The organism is Mycobacterium sp. DBP42, assembly GCF_005924235.1.
In the GTDB taxonomy this organism is placed as follows: domain Bacteria; phylum Actinomycetota; class Actinomycetes; order Mycobacteriales; family Mycobacteriaceae; genus Mycobacterium; species Mycobacterium syngnathidarum.
On sequence record NZ_VCMY01000002.1, the window covers coordinates 214,228 to 223,045 of the forward strand.

Consider the following 8,818-nt stretch of genomic DNA (forward strand, 5'->3'; position numbering starts at 1 on the left):
CGGACAATTCGGAGCGGCCGGACGTCCTCCACGGGCCTGGAGACGGTGCGCGTGCACGGCTGATGGATGTATTTCGGCTCGCCGTCAGACCTTGCGCACGTTCCTCGTGATCCGCCTGCACGGTTTTGGACCGGAACCGGCGGGGGATCGGGATAATGACCGATGTCTCTGGGCGTCCATGGGCGCGACGATCGAAAGGCGCGAGGTCTCCGCGATGAAATTTGTACTGGCTTTCTACGGGACTCGCGGTGACGTCGAGCCGGGTGTCGCGGTCGGCCGCGAATTGCTGCGCCGGGGACACGAGGTACGGATGGCCGTCTCGCCTGATCTGGTTGAGTTCGTCGAGGCGGCCGGGCCGGCAGCCATACCCTGCGGGCCGGACGTGCGCGTGTGGCAAGACCTGAACCGTGACTTCTGGGCTCGCTTCCTGCGCAAGTTCTGGAAGAACTTCTGGAGGGTCAGGGATCTGGCCGGCCTGTTGCGCGAGGAATGGCATCTGTTTGACCAGTACTGGCAGGAGGTGAGCAAGACGCTGATGTCATTGGCGGACGGCGCCGATCTACTTTTCACCGGCGTGATCGGCGAGGAGGCAGCCGGTAATGTCGCGGAGGCTCTCGACATCCCGTTCGCCATGCTGCACGTGTTCCCGCTGCGGCCCAACGGTCAGCTCGTCCCGTCCTTACCGCCCCGGTTGGCTCGCGCGATGATGAGAGCGTCAGAGTGGCTCAGTTGGCCCATGATGAAACGGCTTGAGGATCCCCAGCGTAGAGAGCTGGGCCTGCCGAAGGCCAGCGGCCCCTCCGCATGGAGAGTGGCCGAGCGGGGGTCGCTGGAAATCCAAGCCTACGACGAGATTTACTTTCCCGGGCTGGCTGCCGAATGGTCTGAGTGGGACGGCCAGCGGCCCTTTGTCGGTGCGTTGACAATGGAGTTGCCGACCGATACCGATGACGAGATCGCTTCTTGGATCGCCGCCGGATCACCACCGATCTGCTTCGGGTTTGGCAGCATGCCGGTCGATTCGGCCGCTGACACGCTCGAGATGGTCAGTGCTGCCACCGCGGAGTTGGGTGAACGAGCACTGATCTGTGCCGGCGCGAGCGACTTCAGCGGTGTCGCACATCCCGACCATGTCAAAGTGGTGAACACCATGAATTATTCGGCCGCGTTCCCCGCCTGCCGCGCCGTCGTGCACCACGGTGGTGCAGGTACCACCGCTGCGGGCCTCCGCGCCGGCGTCCCTACCCTGGTCCTCTCGACGGATCTGGACCAGACGCTGTGGGGAGCTCGCATCAAACGGCTGAAAGTCGGTACCACCCGGCGCCTTTCGGCCACTACACGAAAGTCGTTGGTGTCCGACCTGCGGACGATTCTCGAACCGCAATTTGCGGCTCGTGCCCGCGAAGTAGCAGTTCAGATGACCAATCCCGCCGAAAGTGTTGCGGCGACCGCGGACTTGCTGGAGAAGTTCGCCCATCTCAGGCGAGTGGGCTGATCACCTACTCCGATGAGTTTGCGACTTCGGGTCGGATCACGACCGTGATGATCCATGATGGTCCACGTGGCTAGCAGAACCTGCGACATTGCGGAAATGCCCCGGGGCGGACCAGACGCTTCCTGGCTGGATCGGCGATTGCAGACCGATCGGCTGGAGTATCTGGATCGCGACGACGTCGACGACCTGAAACGCAAGGTCATGGATTCACTCGACCGCGCCGGTCGGCGTCGGCGAATTGGCATCCACGACAAGTGCGCACGGATGGCGCTTCGTGAGGTGGCGGACGTGCCCTCGCCGAGGATCCTCGAACTCGGTGCCGGCCTCGGTGGCTTGTCGCGCAAGTTACTGGCCAAGCATCCGACCGCGCAGGTGACAGTCACCGATATCGAGCCCGCCTTTGTCGCGGGTATGGAAGCGGGCGACCTCGGCAACCACCCGCGCGCGACGGTACGGGAAATGGATGCCACCGAAATCGACGCGCCGGAAGGCTATTACGACTTGGCGGTGTTCGCGTTGTCCTTGCACCACCTTCCTCCTGAGCTAGCTGCCCGTGTGTTCGCTGCAGGTACCCGGGCCGCCAAGAAGCTGCTGATCGTCGACCTGCCCAGGCCGCCGGCACCCCTGCACGTTGCGTTGTTGGCAGCGGTGTTGCCGTTCGTCGGAATCTCTCCGCTGCAACACGATGGATTCATAAGTTCGCTTCGTGCGTACAGTCCGTCGGCTCTGCGTGCGCTTGGCCGACATGCCGATCCGGCCATCACTGTCGAGTTCCGGACCCGGCGCGGACTCGGCCCCACGGTGGCGGTCGCCAGTCGCGCCTGACCCGGTGAGGACCGGGCGAGTCGGCGACTGCCTGCCGGTCAGATGCTGTTCACACCCTTGGCGATGAGCATTGCGCCGGCCAGGACGCACATGGCCACCAGAATCTTTCGATGGTGTGCCCAGGCCCAGTCGTGTAGCCGCTGCACGACTGCCTCGGTTTTCGCAGGCGCGGCCAGGTAGCTGATCAGAACGACCTCGACCACGGCGAGCATACCGACGACGAACGCAATGGTCGCGGTGATCTGCGTGCCGACCGCAGCTCCCGAGACGACGACGATCGCAAGCAGGAACAGGGCAACGTCGGGGGGCGCCCCGGCAAATGAAAAGCCGATGACATAGGAGACCCATAGGGAGCCGTCTTCCCACGCGTCGTGGCCGCGCCGCAACAACCGCCGGAAAATCGACCCGCCCTCTGCAGGCGTCTCCCGAGCTCGGGCAAGGAGTCGCGAGACCGGCGTCGACGTATCCGGGTCCGACACCAGGGTCGACATGCCGGTCTTCGGAGTCGTCACCTCCGCCCGTCGGCGCACCCAGAAGTGCACGGTCAGCATCGTGGCGGTCATCAGCGCGACCGAGCCCATGACTATTTGAATGTAACCGCCCGTGGAACTCCGGGCCCAGGATTCCGCGGTGGACTTGAACATGGGTGTGAGGTGCAGCAGTGTCAGCGGGAACACCAATGTGGGTATGCATGCCGTGACGCATCCGGCGCCGAACATCAGGAGGTTCTGCACGGGGCGTGGCCGTGAGATCACGAGCAAGGTGATGCCAAGGCGCATGGGGTCGAGGCCTACCAGAATCCCTAGCGCAAGCACCGAACCCCACACCGCCGAAACACTACTAGCTTGCTCCGGTCTGTCAGCTCTTTTGGGGCTCCAGTTGCCGCGCGAGCTCTCGCGTACCAAAGTCGGCGTGCCAGAGCTAACTTCGTCCACGTGCCGATTCCGCTGCCATCACGTTTTCGGCCCGCCTGGCCTCCGCAAACGCTATGCTTCGCCGGTGGTGTTGAGGTTGGACGAGTGAACACGGTCACCAGAGATTGCCGACTATGTGGCTCGATCGGTCCTCATCAGGCGATTGAAGTCCGCGAGATGATGTTCGGCACTCGTGAAGCTTTCGAGTATTTCGTTTGCACTGCATGTGACACGCTGCAGATCCTCGACGCGCTGGAGGGCGAAGACCTCATGCGCCATTACCCGCCCACCTACTACTCGCACAGTGCGTCGGCTCCACCCAGCGCGTTCCGATGGCTGGTGGGCCAACATGATTCGAATAAGCTGCATGGCGGCGGTAACCGAATGCTCAGTGCCCTCATCGGGACACGGCTGTCCGAAGGCGTCTTCCGTGTTCTTCTCGGCGGAGACGTCGTCAGCATGCTGGCTCAACTTGAGGTTGAGCGTGACGCACGAATCTTGGATGTAGGGTGTGGCACCGGTGCACTGCTTGATCGCCTGAGCAGGATTGGATTCAACAATCTGCTCGGTGCCGATCCGTTCATCGAGGCCGACGGCCGGTCTTGCGAGGGCGTGTCCTTGATGAAGCGGGATCTGAGCGCCGTCGACGGCACATTCGACTTGCTGATGTTCAACCATTCCCTCGAACATGTTCCAGACCCGGTCGCGACGCTGAAGGTCGCCTACGAAAAGCTCGCGGTCGGAGGAATGTGCCTGGCGCGGGTGCCTACGACCTCGTCGGAAGCTTGGACCACCTACGGAGCCGATTGGGTACAGGCCGACGCGCCCCGGCACATGGTCATACCGTCACGTCGGGGGATGGCGACGGCCGCACGGCGGGCCGGATTACAAGTGGTCAGGATGTTCGACGATTCGAATTTGGGTCAGTTCCTCGGCAGCGAAGCCTATCGACGTGACGTGGCGGTCACCGACCCCAAGATTCTCCGCATGTTCGGACCCAAGCAGCTGTGGGAGTGGGAGAAACGCGCGTTATCACTCAACAGCCAACAGCGCGGCGACCAGACCGGGTTTGTCCTGCGGGCGATGTGATGCATCAGATGCCTGGAATTGGCTCTGCCACAATCAATCTGATTGCTTGCACAAAGTGAACCGGCCAGCTGGGCCCCCTCAACTGTTGGCCGTAACCCATCATGGACCTTGGTGCACGGAGCGAGCAGCACGAGGCGAGTCAACTATTGAATCTGAATCGACCAACCAGCCCGAGTCCATGCCTGTTCGAGGCTAGAGTCATCGAAACTGTCTGGACTACACGCCTTGGGGGGCCCGTTTCACGTGACCGACCTCGATGTTCGATCTCTGTACCTCGACCTGATGCGGGGCAACCTCACCAGGTACGGGATGCACGAGCGACTGCCTGCGCAGTGGACACTGCGGCGCCGCCTCTATTTCAAGACACTCAATCGCATGATGGTCCGCGGCGGAGCACATCGGCTCGCACGCGCCACTCCGAACGAGAATCGCAGCACGGTCGCTAAACACAAGCGGGACTTGGGGATCGATTGGCCGGCCGAGGCCGAGACGATGATCGGAATGCAGAGACTCACGAGTCTTCAACATTGCGTCGAGACTGTGTTGGCTGAGGACATACCCGGCGACCTCATCGAATGTGGAGTGTGGCGGGGCGGGGCCTGCATCCTGATGCGTGCCGTACTGGCAGCCTATGGCGATGAGACGCGAAGTGTCTGGGTGGCGGATTCGTTCGAGGGCCTGCCACCTGCGGATCCCGCGAACTACAAGGCGGACAAAGGACTCAAGACCCAGAGCCTTGCCGGAATCCTCGGAGTGCCCGAAACGGAGGTCAGAGCCAACTTCCAGCGCTACGGACTGCTAGATGATCAGGTCCGTTTTCTGCCTGGTTGGTTCAAGGACACCCTGCATGATGCGCCGATCGAGCGTATCGCCGTGCTGCGGATCGATGGCGATCTGTATGAATCCACCATCCAAGCGCTCGAGGCGCTCTACCCGCGATTGTCCCCCGGGGGCTTCTGCATCATCGATGACTACCACGACCTCAAGCCGTGCCGGGAAGCCGTGACCGACTACCGCACGGAACATCAGATCTCCGCCGAGATCGTCGACATAGACGGGACTGCTGTGCTGTGGCGCAAGTAGCGCCGGCCCAGCTCTCGCTGTCCGGCAGGAGTCGCGGAAGCACATCGAAACAGGATCTGCCATGAAATTCGTCCTGGCCAGCTATGGGACCCGCGGTGACATCGAGCCCTGCGTCGCCGTCGGCCGCGAGCTCCTGCATCGCGGACACGAGGTACACATGGCCGTCCCGCCCGATCTGGTTTCCTTCGCCGAGGCCGCCGGCCCGACTGCGATCCCCTATGGCCCCGACCTGCAGGACGTATTGGATGCGCACCGCAACTTCTGGACACACCTGTCCCGCAACTTCTGGAAGGTCCGGGAACTGATCGAGTTACGGCGCGAGTTGGTGGAGCCGTTCCTGCAGTGCTGGAAGGACATCGTCGCCACGCTGACGACATTGTCCGAGGGCGCTGATCTGCTCTTCACCGGCGTGAACTTCGAGGATGCCGCCGGCAACGTCGCTGAGTACTACGACATTCCGTTGGCCACGTTGCATCTGTTTCCGTTGCGGGCCAATGGGCAGTTCGTGCCGTTCCTGCCCGCACCGCTCGGCAGGTCCGCGATGAAGGCCGGCGAGTGGGTCGCGTGGCGCAAAGCCAGGCGGGTCGAGGGCGTACAACGCGGTGAGCTGGCGTTGCCGCAGGCCACGTCACCGTCCCCGTGGCGACTCACCGAGCGCGGGACGCTGGAGATTCAAGGTTACGACCCAGTGGTCTTCCCAGGGCTCGCCGCCGAATGGGCGCAATGGTCCGCTCAACGGCCCTTTGTCGGTGCCCTGACGATGGACCTACCCGGTGAGGCCGACGCTGAGGTCGCGTCGTGGATCGCTGCCGGAACCCCACCGATCTTCTTCGGCTTCGGCAGCCTGCCGTTGGCGTCGGCCACCGAGACCCTCGCCATGATCGGCTCGGCGTGCGCGCAACTGGGGGAGCGGGCGCTGGTGTGTGCTGCGGGGACCGGCTTGAGTCACGTTCCGCAGGCGGAGCATGTCAAGATAGTCGGCTCGATGAATTACACGACCGCGTTTCCCGCCTGCCGTGCTGTCGTGCACCACGGCGGACTGGGCACCACTGCGGCGGGCTTGCGTGCCGGAGTTCCCACGTTGATCCTTGCGACCGATCTCGATCAGACGCTGTGGGGATCTAGGGTCAAGCGAATGAAAGTGGGTACTTCCAGGCGCTTTTCGGCTATGACCGAGAAATCCTTGGTCGCCGACCTGCGTACGATTCTCGAACCCGAATATGCCGTGCGCGCCCGCGAACTCGCCACCCGGATGACCCGATCGGCCGAAAGTGTGATCGCCACCGCCGACCTCGTAGAAAAGTTCGCCGGCCTCGGTCGACAGTAACGACTGATCAGCGTCGGGGGTGCGACTCCGGCGAGTTCGGCGATCGCTGAAGGTTGGCTGGGCACTGAGGAGCCATCGACTCGGTTGAGAGCGGTGTGGCATTCCTGATCGCGCGAACATGGATCATCCCGCCTCGATGCGGCACGAAGGTGACGTGCTTCGCTCGCTGCTTCTCGTCTGCTGCGTCAGTGGTACCCAACTCGACGCGGCGCAGGATCTCGCGAAGCACGAGGCGAATCTCGACCATCGCGAAGGTGGCACCGAGACAGCGTCGATTCCCCCCGCCGAATGGCAGCCAGGTCGTCGGGCTCAAAGCGGCCCCGCCCATTCGATCGGGGTCGAAGCGCTCCGGGTCCCGGTAAACCTCGGCGCTCGCGTGTACCAGCCCGATCGCCGGGTCGACCATGATGTCGGATGGCAGCTGATATCCGCCGATCTCGGTCGACTCTTTGAGCACCCGGCCGGAACTGAAAAGCACCGGACGGATACGCAGGGTTTCCTTGATCACCGCATCGAGGTACTCGTCTCCGGCCGGATCCCCGGCGGCGCTGGCATCGGCGGCCTGCACGGCCTTGGCCAGTGCGACGGGATGGCGGGTGAGCCGCTCCAACGCCCACGACAGCGCCGTCGCCGTCGTCTCGTGGCCGGCTGCGATCGCCGTCAGCAGTTGGTCGCGCAGTTCGCTGTCGGACATCGACCGGCCGTCGTCGTCGGTGGCGCGGACCAGCATGGCCAGCACGTCGGTTCGCTCGGCCAGATTCGGGTCGGCACGGCGGTCGGCGATTTCTGCGTAGAGCAAGGTGTCTGCTTCCGCGAATCGTCGGCCCACCTTTCGCCACGGTCGGTGGCGACGGAGGCTCGGCTTCGTAATCGCCGGTGTTTCCCAAGGTTTCATGTACAGCAATCTCGGCACGACCTTGCGTAACGCCGCCAGTCGCGCCGGGTCGCTGGCACCGATGACGGTCCGCAGGATCACTTCGAGCGTGATCTCCGTAGTCTTCGGCGCCACCGGGAAGCTCTTGCCGACCTGCCAACCGGCGATGTTCGCTGCGGCGATCTCGGTCATCTGCGCAGCCTGTTGCGCCACCGCGTCGCGGTGAAAAGCCGGCATTGTCAGGCGGCGTAGCGCGTGGTGGGCGTCCTCGTCGAGCACGAAGAGCGAGCTTTCGCCGAGCAGCCCACGAAAGAACCAATGCGCCTCGCCGGAGTGAAAGATGCGGGGGTCGCCCGCGTACACCGTCTTGATGTCGGCAGGGTCGGCGAGATAGACGACCCTGCCGGACAAGGGAATACGAAGCGTGAACATCTTGCCGTAACGGCGCTGGCACCAACTCAGGAAGCGAAGACCGAAGCCGGCCATCAACGCGGACTGCACCACCATGGGAAGCGGAGGTCCAGGCGGCAGTGTGGTTTTGGCGGTATCGCTCACTTCTTCGTGATCCCTAGCTACTAGACGGTACGGATTCCGACATGACGACCTCGGGCTGTCACCGACGCTGGTCGACGGTCGCCGGGGCGCATGTGTCCGCGTCGATCCAGGATCGCAGCTCTGAGCTCTACGGTATTTCCCAACCGTACGTCGTCCAGTTGGGTGCGGGGGACTTTCGGCGGATACCGCTGCCGCCGTGGCGACTTCGCTGAGTGGTCTGCAGGTTGTGCCGCTGCCGAGGTCGAAAGCAGCGCGGTTTGACCTTTGCTCAGGTGAGATTCTGAGCGAATGCATAGCATTCTCTGATCGATTGAATTCGTTCTTCCAGGCGGTCCTGTGGCCGTGCGGCCGAAACCAGGGTCGCTGCGGCGGCAAGTCGTGCACCGGTCAGCAAAATTCTGGCAAACCATGACAGCATCGCCGAAAGAGCTGGTGCTGGCTGCGATGGTGGGCGATGCGCAGCGCTTCTATCAATGTTCTGTGGCAAATTCGCCATGCTAACGGTTCACGCACGCGGCGGAGTCGTGCCGGACTGGGGGCGCCAGATAGCAGACAGCAAATATTGACGATTTCCCCGAAAATCCCTGGCGATCGAGCCGTCTGCGTTAGGTTTAGAACGTGTTCCATTTAACCCGCCCCGATGGTTTGGAGTGCCG

The 8,818-nt window shown here is 63.1% G+C and carries 8 protein-coding genes; 6 read left to right on the forward strand and 2 right to left on the reverse strand.

The window, feature by feature from the left end:
• Positions 1 to 214: 214 nt before the first annotated feature.
• Together E0T84_RS03430 and E0T84_RS03435 are read left to right on the forward strand one after the other, a co-directional pair.
• Positions 215 to 1,495: a glycosyltransferase gene (locus E0T84_RS03430; RefSeq protein WP_070189469.1), complete on the forward strand. Its 1,281-nt coding sequence runs from the start codon at positions 215 to 217 to the stop codon at positions 1,493 to 1,495.
• A gap of 57 nt (positions 1,496 to 1,552) precedes the next feature.
• Positions 1,553 to 2,320, forward strand: a complete 768-nt coding sequence (locus E0T84_RS03435) for a class I SAM-dependent methyltransferase (protein WP_070189470.1) — start codon at positions 1,553 to 1,555, stop codon at positions 2,318 to 2,320.
• Positions 2,321 to 2,358: 38 nt separating this feature from the next.
• Here the strand turns inward: E0T84_RS03435 and E0T84_RS03440 are convergent, their stop codons facing one another.
• Positions 2,359 to 3,147 carry a GAP family protein gene (locus E0T84_RS03440; protein ID WP_138743754.1) on the reverse strand — a complete coding sequence of 263 codons (789 nt, stop codon included), beginning with the start codon at positions 3,145 to 3,147 and terminating at the stop codon, positions 2,359 to 2,361.
• A gap of 264 nt (positions 3,148 to 3,411) precedes the next feature.
• Here E0T84_RS03440 and E0T84_RS03445 point away from each other — a divergent pair, with 264 nt between their 5' ends.
• From E0T84_RS03445 to E0T84_RS03455, 3 genes are all read left to right on the forward strand, one after another.
• Positions 3,412 to 4,323 carry a class I SAM-dependent methyltransferase gene (locus tag E0T84_RS03445; RefSeq protein ID WP_138743857.1) on the forward strand — a complete coding sequence of 304 codons (912 nt, stop codon included), beginning with the start codon at positions 3,412 to 3,414 and terminating at the stop codon, positions 4,321 to 4,323.
• A 243-nt stretch (positions 4,324 to 4,566) separates the two neighbouring features.
• Positions 4,567 to 5,406, forward strand: coding sequence for a TylF/MycF/NovP-related O-methyltransferase (locus E0T84_RS03450; RefSeq protein ID WP_070189411.1), 840 nt, complete (start codon positions 4,567 to 4,569; stop codon positions 5,404 to 5,406).
• 61 nt (positions 5,407 to 5,467) lie between these two features.
• Complete coding sequence (locus E0T84_RS03455) at positions 5,468 to 6,733, forward strand: glycosyltransferase (protein WP_138743755.1); 1,266 nt, start codon at positions 5,468 to 5,470, stop codon at positions 6,731 to 6,733.
• Between the two features lie 7 nt (positions 6,734 to 6,740).
• Here the strand turns inward: E0T84_RS03455 and E0T84_RS03460 are convergent, their stop codons facing one another.
• Complete coding sequence (locus E0T84_RS03460) at positions 6,741 to 8,162, reverse strand: cytochrome P450 (protein WP_138743756.1); 1,422 nt, start codon at positions 8,160 to 8,162, stop codon at positions 6,741 to 6,743.
• A 41-nt stretch (positions 8,163 to 8,203) separates the two neighbouring features.
• On the opposite strand from E0T84_RS03460, the gene E0T84_RS31770 reads away from it, so the two are divergent.
• Positions 8,204 to 8,374 (forward strand): hypothetical protein, encoded by a 171-nt coding sequence (locus tag E0T84_RS31770; RefSeq protein WP_171054889.1) that lies wholly within the window; start codon positions 8,204 to 8,206, stop codon positions 8,372 to 8,374.
• Positions 8,375 to 8,818: the final 444 nt, after the last annotated feature.